Source organism: Kitasatospora sp. NPDC086791, from assembly GCF_040685975.1.
Classification (GTDB): domain Bacteria; phylum Actinomycetota; class Actinomycetes; order Streptomycetales; family Streptomycetaceae; genus Kitasatospora.
In genome coordinates this window covers 36,310-53,900 of sequence record NZ_JBFBOC010000028.1, presented here as the reverse complement: position 1 = coordinate 53,900, position 17,591 = coordinate 36,310, and the positions used below count along the sequence as shown (strand labels likewise).

General features: G+C 73.9%; 15 protein-coding genes and 1 tRNA gene. 13 read left to right on the top strand and 3 right to left on the bottom strand.

Going from position 1 to position 17,591, the window contains the following annotated elements:
• The first annotated feature begins 168 nt into the window (after positions 1-168).
• Entirely contained in the window at positions 169-2,889 is a 2,721-nt protein-coding gene (locus tag AB0Q99_RS27595; RefSeq protein WP_363576207.1) for a penicillin acylase family protein, read from the top strand.
• 148 nt (positions 2,890-3,037) lie between these two features.
• Here the strand turns inward: AB0Q99_RS27595 and AB0Q99_RS27590 are convergent, their stop codons facing one another.
• Positions 3,038-3,613, bottom strand: a complete 576-nt coding sequence (locus tag AB0Q99_RS27590) for a 5-formyltetrahydrofolate cyclo-ligase (RefSeq protein ID WP_363576205.1) — start codon at positions 3,611-3,613, stop codon at positions 3,038-3,040.
• Positions 3,614-3,689: 76 nt separating this feature from the next.
• On the opposite strand from AB0Q99_RS27590, the gene AB0Q99_RS27585 reads away from it, so the two are divergent.
• From AB0Q99_RS27585 to AB0Q99_RS27540, 10 genes are all read left to right on the top strand, one after another.
• Positions 3,690-4,601, top strand: coding sequence for a diguanylate cyclase (locus AB0Q99_RS27585; RefSeq protein ID WP_363576203.1), 912 nt, complete (start codon positions 3,690-3,692; stop codon positions 4,599-4,601).
• A gap of 51 nt (positions 4,602-4,652) precedes the next feature.
• On the top strand, positions 4,653-5,573 hold the full coding sequence (gene galU, locus AB0Q99_RS27580; RefSeq protein WP_363576201.1) for a UTP--glucose-1-phosphate uridylyltransferase GalU: 921 nt from the start codon (positions 4,653-4,655) through the stop codon (positions 5,571-5,573).
• Positions 5,574-5,595: 22 nt separating this feature from the next.
• Positions 5,596-6,933, top strand: coding sequence for a gephyrin-like molybdotransferase Glp (glp, locus tag AB0Q99_RS27575; protein ID WP_363576199.1), 1,338 nt, complete (start codon positions 5,596-5,598; stop codon positions 6,931-6,933).
• A gap of 175 nt (positions 6,934-7,108) precedes the next feature.
• Entirely contained in the window at positions 7,109-7,549 is a 441-nt protein-coding gene (moaC, locus tag AB0Q99_RS27570) for a cyclic pyranopterin monophosphate synthase MoaC (protein WP_363576266.1), read from the top strand.
• Positions 7,546-8,064, top strand: a complete 519-nt coding sequence (locus AB0Q99_RS27565) for a MogA/MoaB family molybdenum cofactor biosynthesis protein (protein ID WP_363576198.1) — start codon at positions 7,546-7,548, stop codon at positions 8,062-8,064. The genes moaC and AB0Q99_RS27565 overlap by 4 nt, the downstream gene beginning before the upstream one ends.
• Positions 8,061-8,687: a GNAT family protein gene (locus AB0Q99_RS27560; RefSeq protein ID WP_363576265.1), complete on the top strand. Its 627-nt coding sequence runs from the start codon at positions 8,061-8,063 to the stop codon at positions 8,685-8,687. The genes AB0Q99_RS27565 and AB0Q99_RS27560 overlap by 4 nt, the downstream gene beginning before the upstream one ends.
• Before the next feature lie 150 nt (positions 8,688-8,837).
• A complete protein-coding gene (locus AB0Q99_RS27555) occupies positions 8,838-9,839 on the top strand; it encodes a hypothetical protein (RefSeq protein ID WP_363576196.1) in 1,002 nt (333 codons plus the stop codon).
• A gap of 82 nt (positions 9,840-9,921) precedes the next feature.
• Positions 9,922-9,995, top strand: a tRNA-Ala gene (locus AB0Q99_RS27550).
• Positions 9,996-10,356: 361 nt separating this feature from the next.
• On the top strand, positions 10,357-11,550 hold the full coding sequence (locus tag AB0Q99_RS27545) for a glycosyltransferase 87 family protein (RefSeq protein ID WP_363576194.1): 1,194 nt from the start codon (positions 10,357-10,359) through the stop codon (positions 11,548-11,550).
• A gap of 48 nt (positions 11,551-11,598) precedes the next feature.
• On the top strand, positions 11,599-13,272 hold the full coding sequence (locus AB0Q99_RS27540) for a DUF2079 domain-containing protein (RefSeq protein WP_363576192.1): 1,674 nt from the start codon (positions 11,599-11,601) through the stop codon (positions 13,270-13,272).
• A gap of 104 nt (positions 13,273-13,376) precedes the next feature.
• On the opposite strand, the gene AB0Q99_RS27535 is transcribed toward AB0Q99_RS27540, so the two are convergent.
• Both AB0Q99_RS27535 and AB0Q99_RS27530 read right to left on the bottom strand, forming a co-directional pair.
• Positions 13,377-14,240: a peptidase gene (locus tag AB0Q99_RS27535; RefSeq protein ID WP_363576190.1), complete on the bottom strand. Its 864-nt coding sequence runs from the start codon at positions 14,238-14,240 to the stop codon at positions 13,377-13,379.
• Between the two features lie 2 nt (positions 14,241-14,242).
• Positions 14,243-15,592, bottom strand: a complete 1,350-nt coding sequence (locus AB0Q99_RS27530; protein ID WP_363576188.1) for a VWA domain-containing protein — start codon at positions 15,590-15,592, stop codon at positions 14,243-14,245.
• 154 nt (positions 15,593-15,746) lie between these two features.
• On the opposite strand from AB0Q99_RS27530, the gene AB0Q99_RS27525 reads away from it, so the two are divergent.
• Together AB0Q99_RS27525 and AB0Q99_RS27520 are read left to right on the top strand one after the other, a co-directional pair.
• Complete coding sequence (locus tag AB0Q99_RS27525) at positions 15,747-16,643, top strand: ABC transporter ATP-binding protein (protein ID WP_363576186.1); 897 nt, start codon at positions 15,747-15,749, stop codon at positions 16,641-16,643.
• Positions 16,640-17,326, top strand: coding sequence for an ABC transporter (locus AB0Q99_RS27520; RefSeq protein ID WP_363576184.1), 687 nt, complete (start codon positions 16,640-16,642; stop codon positions 17,324-17,326). Before AB0Q99_RS27525 ends, AB0Q99_RS27520 begins: the two co-directional genes overlap by 4 nt.
• The last annotated feature ends 265 nt before the right edge of the window (positions 17,327-17,591 follow it).

Genomic DNA, 17,591 nt, shown 5'->3' with positions numbered 1-17,591 from the left:
CGTCAATGCTCCTCTTGCGGATCGTTACTCAGTCTAACATTTTGCCATATCTTTAGCTTGGTCCCCCGTTCACAGTGCCCGGCCGACTCGGCCTAATGTGGTTCCCTGTCACGGCCGCAGGCCCTGGACACGCCCGCCCGCCCCGAAGTCAGGACCGCAAGGACCCAGATGCCCCGCTCGAAGAAGTTCCGGCGCGCCCGTCTGTTCGTGATCGTGCTGGTCGTGCTGCTGGTGGCCGGCGTCGGCTACGGCGGCTACCGCGGGGTCTCCGCGGTCCGCGCCTCGTTCCCGGAGGTGGACGGCAGCGTCAAGGTGGCGGGCCTGACCGCGCCGGTCGACGTCAAGCGGGACGCCAACGGCATCCCGCAGCTGTACGCCGACACCCCCGAGGACGTGTTCCGCGCCCAGGGCTACGTCCAGGCGCAGGACCGCTTCTGGGAGATGGACGTCCGACGGCACATCACCGCCGGCCGGCTCTCCGAGATGTTCGGCGACGGCCAGGTCGACACCGACGCCTTCATCCGCACCATGGGCTGGCGCCAGGTGGCGCAGAAGGAGTACGACACCAAGCTGGCGCCGGAGACCAAGAAGTACCTGCAGGCCTACGCGGACGGCGTGAACGCCTGGCTCGCCGAGCACCCGGGCGGTGCGAAGGCCTCGCTGGAGTACGCCCTGCTCGGCGTCGCCAACAGCGGCTACACGCCCGAGCAGTGGTCCCCGGTCGACTCGGTGGCCTGGCTCAAGGCGATGGCCTGGAACCTCTCCGGGAACCTCCAGGAGGAGGTCGACCGCTCGCTGCTGGCACAGGACTTCGGCCCGGACAAGATCGCCGAGCTGTACCCGGACTACCCGTACGCCCGCAACGGCACCATCGTGAAGACCGGCACGGTGGCCGGTGACAACACCTACCGCCCCGCCGACGGTTCCGCGCAGCCGGGCGCCGGCAACGGCACCGCCACCGCCCAGGGCGCGGCCACCACCAAGGCGCTGCTGCAGGGCCTCACCGACCGGATCGACGGGATGCCGCAGCTGCTCGGCCGCCCCGGCCAGGGCATCGGTTCCAACTCCTGGGTGGTCGCCGGCTCCCACACCACCACCGGCAAGCCGCTGCTGGCCAACGACCCGCACCTCGGCCCCGGCCTGCCCTCGGTCTGGTACCAGATGGGCCTGCACTGCCGGACGGTCTCCCCGGCCTGCCAGTTCGACGTCTCCGGCTTCACCTTCGCGGGCATGCCCGGCGTGGTGATCGGCCACAACAAGGACATCGCCTGGGGCTTCACCAACCTCGGCGCCGACGTGACCGACCTCTTCCTGGAGAAGGTCACCGGCCCGGACACCTACCAGGTCGACGGCAAGGACGTGAAGTTCGACCTCCGCAAGGAGACCATCAAGGTCGCCGGCGGGGAGGACCGCACCATCACCGTCCGCACCACCCAGACCGGCGCCCCGCTCATCTCCGACCAGAGCACCGAGCAGCAGAACGTCGGCAAGTACGCCCCCAACGGCACCTCCGCCCCCGACCGCGGCACCGGCGGCTACGGCGTGGCCCTGCAGTGGACGGCGCTCAGCCCCGGCAAGACCATGGACGCCGTCTTCGCGCTGGACAGGGCGAAGAACTGGGACGACTTCCGCGCCGCAGCGAAGGACTTCTCCGTCCCCGCGCAGAACCTGATCTACGCCGACGCCAAGAACATCGGCTACCAGGCCCCGGGCACCATCCCGGTCCGCGGCAAGGGCGACGGCAGTTACCCCGCGCTGGGCTGGGACTCCGCGTACCAGTGGAAGGACCCGATCCCCTTCGGCGCGCTGCCGTGGAGCCTCAACCCCTCCTCCGGCTACATCGTCACCGCCAACCAGGCCGTGGTGGACCCGAGTTACAAGTACACCCTGACCAAGGACTGGGAGTACGGCACCCGCGCCAAGGAGATCACCGACCAGATCGAGGGCCTGCTCAAGAACAACGGCAAGATCTCGCCGGACGACATGCAGACCCTGCAGCTGGACAACACCAACGTGATGGCCCAGACGCTGGTCCCGCTGCTGCTCAAGCAGCAGATCGACGACCCGTACGTGCGCGAGGCCCAGGACCTGCTGAAGGACTGGAACTACCACCAGGACGCCGACTCGGCCGCCGCCGCCTACTACAACGGCGTCTGGCGCCAGCTGCTCACCCTCGCCTTCGGCCAGAAGTTCCCGGCCGACCTCCGGGCCAAGGACAACTGCCTGCTGGTCCGCCGGCAGGACGACCCCACCAAGCCGGACAGCACCACCAAGATCGTCACCGAGTGCGGCACCCGCGACCCGGGCAAGGCCCAGCCGGACGGCGGCGACCGCTGGACCGAGGTGGTCCGCCAGCAGCTGGAGAAGCCCGACAGCTCGTGGTGGACGTACATCGACTCCCAGCACAGCGTCCAGAAGGGCCTGGACAACCTGCTCAAGGAGGCGATGAAGAACGCCCGCCAGGAGCTGACCTCGCTGCTCAGCAAGGACGTCTCCACCTGGAGCTGGGGCCGCCTGCACAAGCTGGAGCTGCGGGAGCAGACCCTCGGCAGCGACGACTCCTCGATCGCCTCCGGCGCGCTCCACAAGCTGCTCAACCGCGGCCCGTACCGGCTCTCCGGCGGCTCGGCGACGGTCGACGCGGCCGGCTGGAACGCGGCGGCCGGCTACCAGGTGGACTGGATCCCGTCGATGCGCATGGTGGTCGACCTGAACGACCTCGACTCCTCGCGCTGGGTCAACGTCGGCGGCGCCTCCGGCCACGCCTTCCACGACAACTACAACGACCAGACCGACCTCTGGCTCAAGGGCAAGCTGCTCACCTGGGCCTACACCCCGGACGCGGTCGAGAAGGCCACCAAGCACAAGCTGGTGCTCACCACCGGCTGACGCCCCGGAAGCCCGAAGGCCCGGAAGCCCGAAGATCCGGAAGCCCGAAGGCCCGCAAGACCCGGAGTCCGGAAGGTCCTGGACGACGAACCCCGCGGCCCCGCCCCCTCGCCCGAGGGAGCGGGGCCGTCGTCGTCGTCCGCCCGGGTCACCCCAGCCGCCGCACCCCCGACGGCGTGACCGCCAGGTCCACCGGCCGGTCGTGCGGCTCGGCGGGCACCCGCTCCAGCAGCTCGTGCTCGTACAGCAGCACCGCCAGCACCGGCCGGACACCCGCCCGCCCCAGCCGCTCCAGCACCCGGTCGTAGCTGCCGCCGCCCCGGCCCAGCCGCAGCCCGCCGCCGTCCACCGCGAGGCCCGGCAGCAGCACCACCGAGGCCGCCGTCACCGCCTCCGGCCCGAGCCGCGGCCCGACCGGCTCCAGCAGCCCGCGCCCGGCCGGGGCCAGGTCTTCCGGCCCCGCGTACACGGCCCAGTCCAGGTCGTTGTCGGCCAGCAGCACCGGCAGCAGCACCCGCACCCCGCGCGCCCGCAGCGCGTCCAGCAGCGGCCTGGTGCCGGGCTCCGCGCCCACCGAGACGTACGCGGCCACCGTGGCGCCCGGTCCGGCCAGCTCCCCGGCGTGCCCGGCCAGCGCGAGCGCCGCCGCCGTGCGCTGATCGGCGGAGAGCGCGCGCCGCCGGGTCAGCAGCCGTGTCCTCAGGTCGCTCTTCTCGTTGTGCACCGGATCCTCCACGTCTCCAGACCGTCGACTCCAGACCGTCGACGCGCAGAGCCTGCCACGCGAAAGGGCGCCCCGATTGTCCACCCCGCTGCTGGTCCAGGCCCTGGCCGCGCTGAGCGCCCCCGCGCTGGCCGGCGCCACCGTCCTCGGGCTGCGGGTGCGGCGGGAGCGGGCCGGCGCCGCGGCCGGATCGCAGCGGCTGCGCGAGCGGATCGCCGAACTGGAGGGCCGATGCGCCGAGTTGGAGCGCACCGCGTCCTGCGACCCGCTCACCGGCGTGTGGAACTACCGGCACCTGCAGCTCACCCTGGACCGGGAGATCGAACGGGCCCGCCGCGCCGAGCACGCCGACCAGACCGACGGCCCCCGCCCGCTCGCCGTGCTGATGCTGGCGATCAGCGGCTTCGACGCGGTCATCGCCGAGCACGGCCGCGGCCGGGCCAACGCGATACTGCGCGACCTCGCCCAGCGCCTCGCGATGGAGATCCGCCGGGCCGACACCCTGGGCCGTTACAGCGGTGAGGAGTTCCTGGTGCTGCTGCCCGACACCGGTGCCGAGGGCGCCGCGCAGGTCGCCGAGCGTCTGGTCTGGTCGGTCCGCCGCCACCTGCTGCTCGACTGGTCCTCCGGGACGCGCGAATCCCGCCCGGCGCACGGCAACGGCCTCACCGCCGCCGCCGGCGTCGCCGTCCTGCCCGAGGACGGCGCCCACGCCGCCGTCCTGCTGCGCGCCGCCGACGCGGCGCTCACCGAGGCCCGGGCGGCCGGCGGCGACTGCTGGCGGATCTCGCCACGCGATGTCGACCGCTCCTCCACCGGGGTTCCCGAAACGGTCACTTCCGGTACGGAATACGGTCCGACTGCCGAACGTGACCGTTCGGAAAAGCCGGGTAGTCTGTCGCCCTGTGCCGGAGGGGACCCCCTCGCCCAGCCGGTCCCTTCCCATACGCCAGCCACTGTGGCCGTGCCCCGCGACGTGCTGTCCTAGCCGTCCGACCGCGCTCGGCCGGGCGAAAACGTGCCTGAGTAAGGTAAACGCATGACGACGACCAACTCCCGAGTTCCGGTAACCAAGGCCGTGGTACCCGCGGCCGGACTGGGCACCCGCTTCCTTCCGGCGACCAAGGCCACCCCGAAGGAGATGCTGCCCGTCGTCGACAAGCCGGCCATCCAGTACGTCGTCGAGGAGGCCTCCGCCGCGGGCCTGTCCGACATACTGATGGTCACCGGCCGGAACAAGCGCGCTCTTGAGGACCACTTCGACCGCGCCTACGAGCTGGAGGAGCTCCTCGCGCGCAAGGGCGACCAGCAGCGCCTGGCCCGGGTCCGGGAGTCCGTCGAGCTGGCCAACATGCACTACGTCCGCCAGGGCGACCCCAAGGGCCTCGGCCACGCCGTCTCGGTCGCCGAGCAGCACGTCGCCGGCCAGCCCTTCGCCGTCCTGCTGGGCGACGACCTGATCGACCCGCGCGACCCGCTGCTCTCCCGGATGATCGAGGTCCAGCAGGAGCTCGGCGGCTCGGTCGTCGCCCTCATGGAGGTCGACCCCTCGCAGATCCACCTCTACGGCTGCGCCGCCGTCAAGGCCAACGGCTTCGGCGAGGACGTCTTCCAGGTGACCGACCTGGTCGAGAAGCCCGAGCCCGGCGAGGCCCCCTCGAACTACGCCGTCATCGGCCGCTACGTCCTCGACCCGCTGGTCTTCGACGTGCTGCGCGAGACCCCGCCCGGCCGCGGCGGCGAGATCCAGCTCACCGACGCCCTGCGCGAGCTCACCACCCGTGAGCCGGCCGACGGCGGCCAGGTGCACGGCGTGCTCTTCAAGGGCCGCCGCTACGACACCGGCGACCGCGCCGACTACCTGCGCGCTATCGTCCGTCTGGCCGCCGAGCGCGATGACCTGGGCCCGGAGTTCCGCTCCTGGCTGCGGGAGTTCGTCGGTTCCGAGATGCAGGACTGACACGACAGAGAGCGAGTCGCCGATGACCGGGTCCACCGAGCACAGCACCACGGCCGCAGCCTGCTGCGACGCCGGAACGGACCCGGCACCGGCGGCCCCCCGCCGCTGGACGGTCGACGAGCACCTCGCCGACGTCCTGGCAGCCGTCGGCCCGCTGCCCGCGATCGAGCTGCGCCTGCTCGACGCCCAGGGCTGCCGGCTCGACGAGGACGTGGTCGCCGACGGCGACCTGCCGCCCTTCGACAACAGCTCGATGGACGGCTACGCGGTCCGCACCGCCGACACCGAGGGCGCCACCGGCACCTACCCGTCGGTGCTCCCGGTGGTCGGCGACGTCGCCGCCGGCGCGGGCGAGCTGCCGAAGGTCGGCCCCGGCCAGGCCGTCCGGATCATGACCGGCGCCCCCGTCCCGCCCGGCGCCCAGGCCGTCGCCCCGGTCGAGTGGACCGACGGCGGCACCGGCACCGGAGTGGCCGCCGCCGCGATGACCGCGCCGCTCCCGGACGAGGAGGTCCGCGTCCTGCGCCCGGTCGCCGAGGGCGCGCACATCCGCCGCCGCGGCAGCGACGTCGCGGCCGGCTCGAAGGTCCTGGCGGCCGGCACCCGGCTCGGCCCCACCCAGCTCGGCCTGCTCGCCGCGATCGGCCGGGCCACCGTGAAGGTCCGCCCGCGCCCGCGGGTCGTGGTGATGTCCACCGGCAGCGAGCTGGTCCAGCCCGGTGAGCCGGTCGGGCCCGGGCAGATCGCCGACTCCAACAGCTTCACCCTCACCGCCGCGGCCCAGGAGGCCGGGGCCATCGCCTTCCGGGTCGGCGCCGTCCCGGACGACGCCGACCGGCTGCGCGCCGCCCTGGACGAGCAGCTCGGCCGGGCCGACCTGATCGTCACCAGCGGCGGGGTCAGCGTCGGCGCGTACGACGTGGTCAAGGAGGTCCTGCAGGCCCGCGGCGGAGTCGACTTCCGCAGCCTGCGGATGCAGCCGGGCAAGCCGCAGGGCTTCGGCCGGATCGGCGGCGCGGACGGGGTCCCGCTGCTGGCACTGCCCGGCAACCCGGTGAGCGCCTACATCTCGTTCGAGCTCTTCGTCCGCCCGGTCATCCGCACCATGCTCGGCGCCGCCGACGTGCACCGCCCGGTCGTCCGCGCGCTCTGCCCGGTGGCGCTGCGCTCCCCGGCCGGTCGCCGGCAGTTCCTGCGCGGCCGCTACTCGGCGGCGGACGGCACCGTCGAGCCGGTCGGCGGCGCGGAGTCGCACCTGGTCGGCGCGCTGGCCCGGGCCGACTGCCTGATCACCGTCCCCGAGGACGTCACCGACCTGCCGGCCGGCAGCGCGGTGGACGTGGTGCTGCTGGACTCCTGAGCGCCCGGCGGGCCCGCCCCGCGCCGAGCGTCGACACCGGGTCCTGAGCGCCCGGCGCGCCGGGGGAGTTGTACGGTAGCGCGGTACTTCGACCCGCGCGCCCCTGGAGCCACCCGTGACGACACCTCCCCCCGGCGACCGCCTCACCCACGTCGACGACCAGGGCGCGGCCCGGATGGTCGACGTCTCCGAGAAGGCCACCACCGCGCGCACCGCCGTCGCGGCCGGGAGGGTGCGGGTCTCCCCGGCGGTGGTCGAGCTGCTGCGCGGCGAGGGCGTGCCCAAGGGGGACGCCCTCGCGGTGGCCCGGATCGCCGGGATCATGGGCGCCAAGCGGACCCCGGACCTGATCCCGCTCTGCCACCCGATCGCCGTCTCCGGCGTGACGGTCGACCTGGCCGTCGCGGACGACGCGGTGGAGATCACCGCCACCGTGCGGACCGCCGACCGCACCGGCGTCGAGATGGAGGCGCTGACCGCCGTCGCGGTGGCCGGGCTGACCGTGATCGACATGGTCAAGGCCGTGGACAAGGCCGCCGCCGTCGAGTCCGTCCGGGTGCTGAGCAAGACCGGCGGCAAGAGCGGCGACTGGTTCGCCCCGGAGGCCGGCGCGTGAGGGCGCTCGCCGTCACGGTGTCCAACCGCGCCTCGGCCGGTGTCTACCAGGACCGGGGCGGCCCGCTGCTGGTGGCCGGCCTGACCGCGATGGGCTTCACCGCCGACGGCCCCCGGGTCGTTCCGGACGGCGAGCCGGTGGAGGCCGCGCTGCGCGAGGCCGTCGCGGCCGGCTACGACGTCGTGCTGACCACCGGCGGCACCGGCATCTCGCCGATGGACCTCACCCCCGAGATGACCGCCCGGGTGATCGACCGCCAGGTCCCCGGCATCGCCGAGGCCATCCGCGCGTACGGGCGGGAGAAGGTGCCCACCTCGGCGCTCTCCCGCGGGCTCGCCGGGCTCGCCGGACGTACCCTGATCGTCAACCTGCCGGGCTCGACCGGCGGCGTCAAGGACGGCCTGGCCGTGCTGGAGCCGCTGCTCGCCCACGCCGTCGACCAGCTCGGCGGCGGGGACCACCCCCGGTCCGACGCCCCGGCACCCGGGGCTCCAGCATCCAGGAGAGGGCACTGAACGCCGGCTGGCCGGTAGAACTGCACGAGGGGGAGGTCGTGCTGCGTCCGATCCGGGCCCGCGACCAGCGCGACTGGCAGGAGGTGAGCCGCCGCAACCGGGACTGGCTGCGGCGGTGGGAGGCCACCGTGCCGCCCGGCCCGGCCGGTCAGGTCGCCGGGCCCCGCCCGACGTACCGGCAGATGGTCCGCTTCCTGCGCGGCGAGGCCTCGGCGGGCCGGATGCTGCCCTTCGTGGTGCTCCACAAGGGCCAGCTGGTGGGCCAGTTGACCGTCGGGGGGATCACCTGGGGCTCGATGTGCTCGGCGAACATCGGGTACTGGGTCGACGAGGCGGTGGCCGGCCGGGGCATCATCCCGACCGCCGTGGCGCTTTCGGTGAACTACTGCTTCCGCACGCTCGGACTGCACCGGATCGAGGTCTGCATCCGGCCGGAGAACGGCCCGAGCCGCCGCGTGGTGGAAAAACTGGGCTTCCGCTCGGAGGGAATCCGCCCGCGCTATCTCCACATCGACGGCGACTGGCGCGACCACCTGGTCTACGCGCTGACCGACGAGGAGGTCCCCGAGGGGATGCTGGAGCGCTGGCGGGCGCTCAGTTCCGGCCGCGATCCCGGTAATTGAATATATGTTCGAATCAAATATCGATATGGCATCGGCTCGGTGGCGGACCGTCACAAATGCCGGCAAAATAGTCGGAGAATCAGCTTGATCACACGACACGCCGCGTCAAATTGCTGCCAGGCCTTCCCCACCGCCCGTACGGTGTGAATCGTGAGCAGTAGCGGCCTTATCTACGCCGTCATCGTAGGGGCCTGGGCCGCCTATCTGGTGCCGATGTGGCTCCGCAGGCAGGACGAACTCAACGAGGCGCGCCCGACGGAACGCTTCAGCACCGCCATCCGCCTGCTGGCCGGGCGTTCGGCGCTGGAGCGGCGGGCAGCCCGGGCCCTGGGCGACGAACCGAGTGGCGACGAGCAGAGCAACGACGGCCCTCCCGGACGGGACGGGGCCGCCTCCGACGACCCCGCGGCGCGGGAGCCCGAACCCCCGGCGGAGCGGCCGGCCGAACGGCCCGCCCCGGCGCCACGGGTCGGGGTCGAGCGCCGGGCGCGGCTGCTGGCCCGCCGGCGCCGGATGGTCACCGCCCTCTTCCTCTCCTTCGCGCTCGGCGCGGTGGTCGCGGCGGTGGCCGGACTGGCCTTCCTCTGGGTCCCGGCCGTCCCGGCGGTCCTCCTCACCCTGTACATCGGCCACCTGCGCCGGCTGGAGCGCCAGCGGTACGAGGTGAAGCTCGACCGCGTCCGGGCCGCCCAGGCGGCCGAGCGGCTGCGCAAGCGCGAGCAGCAGCGGGCCCAGGCCCCGGCGACCGACGCCGCCCCGGCCGAGGCGCCCGCGGCGGAGCCGGCCCCGGCCGCGCCCGCCGAGGAGCGCGCCGTACGCCGCCCGCACCTGCGGCTGGCCGCCGAGCCCGAGGAGGCGGCCGCCGCGGTGCCCTCCGCCTCCGCGGTGGCCGAGGCGACCGAGCACGAGGAGTGGGTCGACGGCATGCGCGAGCGCGGGGCGGCCGGCCCGGACTCCTGGGAGCCGGTGCCCGTCCCGCTGCCGACCTACGTCACCGCGCCGGTCGCGCCCCGGGTCTCCCGCGGGCTGGACCTGTCGGCCCCCGGCACCTGGACCGCGGGCCGCCCCGCCGAGTCCCGCACCACCCCGCTGTTCGACCAGTACGCCGAGCCGCAGGCCCCCGAGGCCCGCCCCCGCGCGGCCAACGAATGACCCGGGCCACCCCCCGACCAGCACCGCGATCCGGGGGGTGGTCACGGACCCCCTCCGAAAGGTGCTAGAGTTTCTTCTCGTTGGGGCTGTGGCGCAGTCCGGTAGCGCACCTCGTTCGCATCGAGGGGGTCAGGGGTTCGAATCCCCTCAGCTCCACCCAACGGACCGGCTCCGGCCGGTTCACCGAAATCCCGCCGGGAGGCAACTCCCGGCGGGATTTCGCGTTTCCTGACGCCGGGTCGGCTCCGGGCCGCCCCACGGGCCCGCTGTGGCCGGGATCACAACACCTTCCGGGTGCGGTTTCTGACGCGGTTCGGGCCTCAGGGGGGTCGGTTATGGTGGGTGGGCCCAGACGCTGACGACGGAACGATCTGGTCTATCTCAACGGGGTGCCATCGCGGTGCGCGAGTTCGGTCTGACACGGCGGGTGCGGCGAACCGGCCCGGACGAACCCGGCGCCGGCCCGGCAACCGGAAGACCGAATTCCTGGACCCTCGCGGCGGCCTGCGCGGCGGCCGTGTCACTGGCGGTGTTCGCCTGCTTCCGGCACGCCCACGGGGCCACCATGGTCGACATGCTCGTCTACCGGGCCGAGGGCCAGGCCGTCGTCCGGGGCGAGGACCTGTACGCGATGCGGCTGCCCGGCTGGGACCTGCCGGCCACCTACCCGCCGTTCGCCGCGATGCTCTTCGTGCCGAGCACCTGGTTCGACGTGAGCACCCTGCGCGTCCTGGTGATGCTCCTCAACTACGCGCTGCTCGCGCTGGCCGTCCACCTGTCGCTCAAGCTGGCCGGGTGGCCGAGGCAGCACCGCCCCGCCGTGGTGATCCTGGCGACCGGCCTGGGCATCTGGCTGGAGCCGGTCTTCACCACCTTCCAGTACGGCCAGGTCAACCTCGGCATCCTCTGCCTGGTCCTGTGGGACCTGACCCGCTCGGACCGGAACCGGTTCAAGGGCGTGGGCATCGGCCTGGCCACCGCCATCAAGATCACCCCCGGCCTGTTCGCGGTCTACCTCTTCCTGACCGGCCGGGTCCGGGCCGCGCTGGTCTCGGCCGGCACCTTCCTGGCGGCGGGCCTGATCGGCTGGGCCCTGCTGCCGGACGCCTCGTACGGGTTCTGGACCACCTACCTCTGGGACCCGAGCCGGGTCGGCGTGACCGTTCTGGTGGACAACCAGTCGCTGCGCGGCGCCGTCTGCCGGCTGCTCGACGTCAACGACCCGGGCCTGGTCGGGCTGGTCGCCTCCGCGCTGGTCGGCGTGCTCGGGCTCGGGGTGGCGGTGCTCGCCGGGCGCTCCGCGCGGGTGCTGCGCCGGGCCGACGCCTGGGGGGCGGTCTGCGCCGCGTTCACCGCGCTGCTGGTCTCGCCGATCAGCTGGACCCACCACTGGGTCTGGTGCGTCCCGCTGCTCGCCCTGCTGGCGGTCGAGGCCCGGACCGGGGCGCGGCGGGTCCTGCTCGGCGTGACCCTGCTCGTGTTCCTCTCCCACGTCATGTGGACGGTGCCGCACCGCTGGGGGCGCGGGGTCGCCTGGTACTGGCAGCTGCCCGGCGCGATCTACCCGCCGATCGGGATCGCCGTCCTGGCCGTCGTGGGGGTGCGGGTGTACCGCGCCCGGCGGCAGGCCGCGGACGCGACCGGCGGCGGGGCCTGGGCCCTCCCGGCCACCGCGCCGGACCGCGATCCCGCGCTGACGAACCGGACCTGACGGACCGGACCGGACCGACGGACCCAGACCGGACGGATCAGAGCTGACGTGACCACCCAGAGCACCCAAAGCACTCGGAGCGCCCAGGGCACCCGGAGCACCCGGACCGCTTCCGCGCCGCCGGCCGCCGCACCCGCCGCCGCACCCGGCGCCCGGGGCGCGGCCGCGGCCCTCCTGCGCGGCCCTGCCCGGCGCACCGCGCTGCTCACCGCGCTCTGCTTCGCGGTGACGTGCGCCATCGGCCTGCAGGGCTGGACGTCGGTCTCGCTCGGTGGCTTCGACCTCGGCATCTTCGACCAGGGTGTGCGCGGCTACGCCCACTTCGGGCTGCCCGTCTCGTCGCTGAAGAGCTACCACCACGAGTTCCCGCCCGGCTTCTCGCTGCTCGGCGACCACTTCTCGCCGGTCCTGGCGCTGCTCGCGCCGCTGTACTGGATCTGGGACGACCCGCGCTCGCTGATCATCGGACAGTCGCTGCTGTTCGCGGCCGGGGTGCCGCTGATCCGGCGGATCACCGCGCACGGCTTCGCCGCCGCCCAGCCGCGCACCGCCCGGCGGGCCGCCGACCTGGCGGGCCTGGTGTACGCGCTCGGCTGGCCGCTGCTGGTCGCCGCCCGGGTCGGCTTCCACGAGGTCGCCTTCGCCGTGCCGCTGACGCTGCTGATGCTGGAGCGCGGCCTGGCCCGCCGGTACGGCACGGTGGTGCTCGCCGCCGTCCTGCTCTGCTGCACCAAGGAGGACCTCGGCCTGATGGTCGGGGCGTACGGGCTGGTGCTGCTGCTGCGCACCCGCCGGACGGCGGACCGGGCAGGCCGGTTCACCGGCCTCGGGCTGCTGCTGGGCGGGCCGGTCGCCTCGGCCGTCGCGATCACGTGGCTGATCCCGGCGATGGGCGGGGAGCCGGGCTACTACTGGAACTACGGTTCGCTCGGTACGGACGGCGGGGACGCGCTGCGGCACCTGCTGCACGACCCCTTCCTGCTGGTGCAGGCGGCCCTCGACCAGCCGCTCAAGCCGCTGCTGCTGCTCTGGCTGTTCGGCACCACGCTGCTGCTGCCGCTGCGCTCGGCGACCGTGCTGTGCGCGCTGCCGCTGCTGGCCGAGCGGATCCTGTCCAGCAATCCCAACCACTGGTCGATCGCCCGGCACTACGACTCGATGCTCTGGCCGATCCTGCTCACCGCCGGGATCGAGGTGCTGGGCCGGCTGAGCGCCGCCGAGCGGCCCGCGCGGACCGTCCGGCGGGCGCGTCGGCTGGGCCTCGGCGCGGCCGGCATCGCGCTGGTGGCCGCCGTACCGATCGGGCTGCTGCAGCTGGCCGTGCCGTCCTCCTGGTCGGCCAAGCCGAGCGAGGCCGCGCTGGTCCGGGCGGCCGCGCTGATCCCGGACGGGGCGTCGGTCGAGGCGGACAACCAGATCGCGCCGCGGCTGACCGCCCGGACGGACGTGGTGCTGGTGGACGGCACGCCGCGCGGGCGCGAGTACGTGCTCACCCGGTCGAACAAGCGCTCCTTCCCGTTCGCCGCGGACACCGAGCAGGCCCAGCGGATCCGGTTGCTGCTGGAGCACGGGTACCGGCAGTTCTGGGCCGAGGACGGGGTGGTGCTGCTGCACCGGGAGAGCGGCGAGCCGGTGCCCGGCGAGCACGTGCCTGGGCCGGGCAGCAAGCCGGTCCAGGACAAGGTCCCGTCCGACGTGGGGCACGACCTCTTCCGGGGCTGACGCTCGCTGCCGGGGCCGACGTCCGCGGTCGGGCCCTGATACGGCCGAGGGCCGGCCCGGAGGAACTCCTCCGGGCCGGCCCTCGGGGCGTACGGGGGCGCGGGTCAGGGACGGTCGGCGTACGAGCCGCTCTGGTGCGAGCCCTGGGGCGGGACGGAGCCGTGGTGGCCGGGCCGCCGGCCGTGCGGGTGCCGGGTCAGGTTGTAGCCGAGGACGCCCGCCAGCGCGGCCAGGAAGCCGCCGCCGATCGTCCAGTACCAGCGGCTGTTCCAGCCGGAGAACCAGCCGGTGTACCAGTGCTCCTCCTCCGCGACCGGGGCGGCCGCCTTGGCGGTGCTCGCGCCGCCGCCGGCCGGCGGGACCAGCGGGGCCTTCAGCTCCCCGCCCTCCGGCTGGGCGTTGTCCGAGCCGCCCTTGGCGGCGACGTGCAGTTGGACGGCGGAGGCCAGACCGAGGTCCGGCTGCGGGACGTCGGTGACCGACAGCCGCACGTAGTAGGTGCCGGGCAGCGGGTCCCCGGACCACGGCTCGGCCCAGGTGCGGACCTCGCGCAGGGTGCAGTCGAGCGCCAGCGTGGCGGTGCCCTGGTCGGCGGTCGCGTTCTGGGTGCCCGCGGTGCAGGCCTGCCGGCGGCGCAGCCCGTCGAAGACCTCGACGGACCAGGTCTGCGGGCCGTGCCGGTCGGTCGAGGGGGCCAGGTTGACGGTCAGCCTGACCGTCGGGGTCTGGCCCTCGGAGGCGCCGAACGCCCAGTACAGGTAGTCACCGGTGGAGACGGCGACGTTGGCGTCCTGGCCGGGGGAGAGGTTGACCGCGGTCAGGAAGGAGGTGCCGGCCTTGGTGGCCGGGGCCGGGGTGCCGCTCGCGCTGGCCGAGGGGGACGGCGCGGCCGAGGCGGCCGGCGCGCCCAGGGCGAGGGCGGGCAGCAGGGCGAGGGCGGCGAGGGCGCCGCGAATCGTCGTACGCATGGTCAGTTCTCCCGCCAGACGGCGATCCGCCACCGTGCGATCCAGCCGAACAGCAGGCCGCAGACCAGGCCGGCGAGGGTGAGGGTGAGCAGCAGGATCCAGCCGCGGCCGAGGCCCATCGCGGCGCCCTCGGGGGCGGGCGAGGAGGAGGCCAGGTCCACGGTCAGCTCCAGCGGCAGGCCGGGGTCGGCCTGCACACCGGCCTGCGGGGACAGCGAGTTGCTGACCACCAGGCAGACGGTGGTCGCCGGCTTCTCCTTCGACTCCTTCGAGGCGGAGCCCGGGCTCGCGGTGACGTAGCCCTTGGAGTCGTCGGTGGACCAGCGCAGGCCGGTGGAGATCACGTCGGTGCGGCTGCTGCCCGCGTCGGTGCCGCGGACCAGTTCCTGGCCGGCGGCGCTGGTGGCCTGCAGCAGGACGCCGTAGTCCCGGGCCACCGGGCGGTCCAGCGCGACGCTGACCGAGGCGCGCAGCTCCTGGCCGGCCTTGACCGGGACCTTGTAGACGCGGTGCTCGGAGAACTTCTCGCGGTCGGTGTAGACGCCCGGGGCGAGCACCGGGGCGCTCTCGCACTTGTCGGTGCCGGAGGTCTTGACCGGCGTCACCGTGTAGGTGTCGTTGGAGCGGTCGACCAGCTGCTTCACCTTGTCGGTGAGCTGCTCCTGGGTGCGCACGTCGGTGTAGGTGCCGCCGGTCGCGTTGGCGATGCAGAGAAGCTGCTGGCGGGTCTTGTCGTCGTGGGCCAGGCCGAGGGTGTCGACGACCAGGTGGATGCCCTGGGAGGCGAGTTCGCGGGCGACGTCACAGGGGTCGGGCGGGGTGCAGGTGTCCTCGCCGTCGGTGATCAGCACCACCCGGCGGGTGGTCTCGCCCTTGCCGAGGTCCTGGGCGGCTCCGCGCAGCGCCAGGCCGATCGGGGTCCAGCCGGTGGGCCGCAGGGTGGCGACGGCGGTCTTGGCCTCGACCTTGTTGGTCTTGCCGACCGGGAACAGCTGCTTGGTGTCCTGGCAGCCCTGGACCTTGTCGTTGCCGGGGTAGGTCGCGCCCAGGGTGCGGATGCCGAACTCGGTCTCCGCGGGCAGTGCGTCGATCACCTCGTTCAAAGACTGCTGGGCCACCGAGATGCGGCTCTTGCCCTGGATGTCCGTGGCCGTCATGGAGCCGCTGACGTCCAGGATCAGGTCGACCCGGGGGGCCTCCTTGGGGGCGGGGGAGCCGGCTGATGGTTCGTCGGCGTGGGCGGGCAGGCCGAGGAGCAGCGAGGCGCCCGTTATCGCCAGGGCGGCCAGCAGGCTGCCGAGCCTGGTCTGTGGTCGTCGTCCGGTAGTCACCCGGCCGATCCTAGGGATCATCAGTTCGCCATGGCGAAACGAGACCGGATCGTGCACCCACCGGCTCCGGGCGAACTCCGGCGCGAACTCCGGCTCGGGGGTGCGGAATCCGCGCTCACGCCGGTCTTACGCGCGGTGGATAGCCTTCGTACCCGGCGGGCGGAACGGGGGAGCGATGGAGCTGGCGGCGGTCGGCAAGCGGTACGGGCGGAGCGGGCCGTGGATCCTGCGCGGGGTCGATCTGGCCGTCGGGCCCGGGGAGTTGGTGCGGATCGCGGGGGCGAACGGGAGCGGCAAGTCGACGCTGCTGCGGCTGGTCGCCGGGATCGAGCGGCCGAGCGTGGGCCGGGTGGTGCGGCCCGGCCCGGTGGCGTACGTGCCCGAACGCTTCCCGCCGGCGCTGCCGTTCGACGCCGCCTCGTACCTGCTGCGGGTCGGCCGGGTGCACGGGCTGCCGGCGGAGCGGGCGCGGCGACGGGCGGGGGAGTGGCTGGACCGGTTCGGCATCGCGGACCGGGCGGGCACCCCGCTGAGCCGGCTGTCCAAGGGCACCTGCCAGAAGGTCGCGGTCGCGCAGGCGCTGATGGCCGAGGCCCGGGTGCTGCTGCTGGACGAGGCCTGGACCGGGCTGGACCCGGAGGCCCGGGCGGTGCTGGACGAAGCGGCCGCCGAGCGGGCGGCGGCGGGTGGCACGGTGCTGTTCGTCGACCACGACCCGGCCCGGCTGGAGGGGCTCACCAGCGCTGCGTACCGGGTCGGCGCGGACGGTGCGCTGCGGCCCGTCGAGGACGCGCCGGCGGGGCTGGTGACCGGGTCGGTGGCGGGCGGCCCGGTGATGGTGGTCGAGGTGGACGTCCCGGACGGCCTTGCGCTTCCGGACCGGCTGCCGGGGGCGCCGGAGCGCACCGCCCTGGCCGGGACCGCGGTGCGGCTGACCGTGTCGGCCGCGCACTCGGACGCGTTGCTGCGCCGCTTGCTGCTGGGCCGCCCGGCGGTCCGGGTGCTGGTGGTCCGGCGGCGCGGGGACGGGGAGGCGGCAGCGGTGCCGGGGGCGGACGAGGGGCAGCGGTGACGGGGCGGATCGGTTCGACGGCGCGGTACCACCTGGAGCTGCTGCTGCGCTCGCACGCCTGGCTGCCGCCCTTCCTGGCGTACGTGCTGCTGCTGGTGATCGGGGTGACGGTGGGCGACCCGCTGCTGGGCGGCCTCGGCCTGGGCGCGGGGGCGCTGCTGCCGGTGAGCGCCTGGTTCGTCCGCGGTGTGCTGGCCGCGGAGCCGTCGGCCTCGCGGGCCTGCCTGGTCGCGGTGGCGGGGCCGGTCCGGGTGCACCTGGGCGCGTTGCTGGCGGCGCTGACGGTCCCGCTGGTGCTGGCGGTGGGCCAGGTGGTGGCACTGGGGTGGACCAGCGGGCCGGTGGCCGACCCGGGGGCGGCGGGGCGGCCGGAGACCTGGGCGGCGCTGTTGGCGGGGCTGCTGGCCTCGGTGGTCTGCGCGCTGCTCGGGGTGCTGGCCGGGGCGCTGGCCGACCGGCCGGTGCTGACCCGCGGGCCGTACGGGATCCCGGTGGCGCTGACGCTGTCCGCGCTGCTGCTGGTGGTGCCGGTCTCGCCGGCCAACGCGGCGGTGCGCGGGCTGGTGGCGGCGGCCCGGACCGGCCGGGTCGCGGTGCCCTGGGTGGAACTGCTGCTCGCCGTCGCCCTGCTGGCCGCGGGCTGCGCGGGCGTCGTGGCGCTGGCGGGGCGGCGGCCGGAGTGAGCGGGGTCGGGCTGAACGGGCCGGACTGAGTGGGTAGGCGTGCGCGGGCCGGCCTCAGCGGGCCGGACGGAACGGGTGCTCGGCGGATGATCTCTGCGACGGGCCCTGAGCTGGGGCTCTAGCCGCTCCATGGCAGATGCGCCGTTTGCGAAGTGTCCGGTTTGTGCATCGATATGTGCCGATGTGGACAATGCGCGTACCCGTACTGTTCGTTTGCGACACTGGTGCTTTCGCCGGGTACTGTCCCATCTTTGTTCGGTTGGTC